This is a genomic window from Nonomuraea lactucae (assembly GCF_003313395.1).
Lineage (GTDB): Bacteria > Actinomycetota > Actinomycetes > Streptosporangiales > Streptosporangiaceae > Nonomuraea > Nonomuraea lactucae.
On sequence record NZ_QNFZ01000498.1, the window covers coordinates 1 to 1392 of the forward strand.

At 73.1% G+C, this 1392-nt stretch carries 2 protein-coding genes; one reads left to right on the top strand and one right to left on the bottom strand.

All coding sequences use genetic code 11. The annotated features are described in order from the left end of the window. On the top strand, positions 1-747 hold a 747-nt coding region (locus DQW85_RS22985; protein WP_113702201.1), incomplete at its 5' end, for a L,D-transpeptidase family protein. 27 nt (positions 748-774) lie between these two features. Here the strand turns inward: DQW85_RS22985 and DQW85_RS22990 are convergent. Beyond that, positions 775-1173 (bottom strand): RidA family protein, encoded by a 399-nt coding sequence (locus tag DQW85_RS22990; protein ID WP_113702202.1) that lies wholly within the window; start codon positions 1171-1173, stop codon positions 775-777. Between the last annotated feature and the right edge of the window lie 219 nt (positions 1174-1392).

Genomic DNA, 1392 nt, shown 5'->3' on the forward strand with positions numbered 1-1392 from the left:
CCCCCCACCGCGCCCCCCACCGCGCCCCTCGCCGCGCCCTCCGCCGCGCTCGCCGGGACGCCTGCCGCCACAGGCACGCCGGGCGCGTACGCGCCGTTCGAGGCGCCGAAGAGGAAGCTGAGGCTCGGCGCCAGGGGCGAGGCCGTGCTCGCGCTGCAGACGCGCCTCACCGAGCTCGGCTACCGTCCGGGCAGGCTCGACGGCCGGTACGGCGGGACGACGCTGGCGGCGGTGTGGGCGTTCCAGAAGGTCAACGGCATCCGCCCCAGCAGCACGGTCGGCTCGCTCACCTGGGCGGCGCTGGAACGTCCCAAGGCCCCCAAGGTGCTCGTGGCGAAGGGCAGGCCGACGCGCGCCGAGGTCAACCTGGCCAAACAGGTCATGGTCCTCTACGTGAACGGCCTGCCGAAGCTGATCACACACATCTCCTCGGGCAGCGGCGTGCCGTACTGCGAGACCGCCGACTGGCAGGGCAGGAAGCAGCGCTTCTGCGGCTCGGCCCGCACCCCCACGGGCGACTTCCGGACCACGTGGCGCAAGTCGGGCTGGCACAAGTCCTACCTGGGGCAGCTCTACAACCCGATCTTCTTCAACGGCGGCATCGCGCTTCACGGGGCGCTGTCGGTGCCGCTCTACCCCGCCTCCCACGGGTGCGTACGGATGCCGATGAACGTGGCCGAGGTGCTGCCCGGGATGCTCGGCAGGGGGGTGCCGGTGCACGTTCGCGGGGCGTTCCGGCGAGCCTAGGACGCCGCCCGGCGCGGTGGCGGCGCGTCAGCCGGAGTTCGGGGTTCGGCGGCGCGCGTCCACCTCGATCTCGATCTTCATGCGGGCGTCGGCCAGGCCGCACACGAGCATCGTGGCGGCCGGCCTGACCTCGCCGAAGCGGCTGCGCAGGACGGGCCAGCACGGCTCGAAGTCGTCGCGATCGGGGAGCAGGTAGCGGACCCTGACCACGTCGGCGAACGAGCACCCCGCCTCCTCCAGCGCCGCCCCCACGTTGCGCAGGCACTGCTCGGCCTGCTCCACGACGTCGTCGGAGATGGTCATGGTCGCGTAGTCGAAGCCGGTGGTGCCCGACACGTGGACCCGGTCGCCGTCCACCACCGCCCGGGCGTACCCGATCTGCTCCTCGAAGGTGGAGCCGCTCAAGATCGCGCGTCGCTCTGTCATCCCCCGAACGGTAGGTGATCAGGCCCGGCACGTTCGAACCGGGTCCGCCACGTGGTGCGAACTCCCTGCTCTGAGGCCGGTCCCGGCGCCGGATCAGGGGGAACCATGCTGTCCACGCCCGTCACCCGCTCGCGCCCGTCGCCGCCCGCCCGGCCGGACGGTGACCGGCAGGAGGCCGGGCGAGAGCGCCGGGCACCCGCACCCCAGGATCAGCGCCTC

Excerpts from the sequence above, each read along its gene's own strand:
- DQW85_RS22990 (WP_113702202.1), bottom strand. The coding sequence starts at position 1,173 with ATGACAGAGCGACGCGCGATCTTGAGCGGCTCCACCTTCGAGGAGCAG.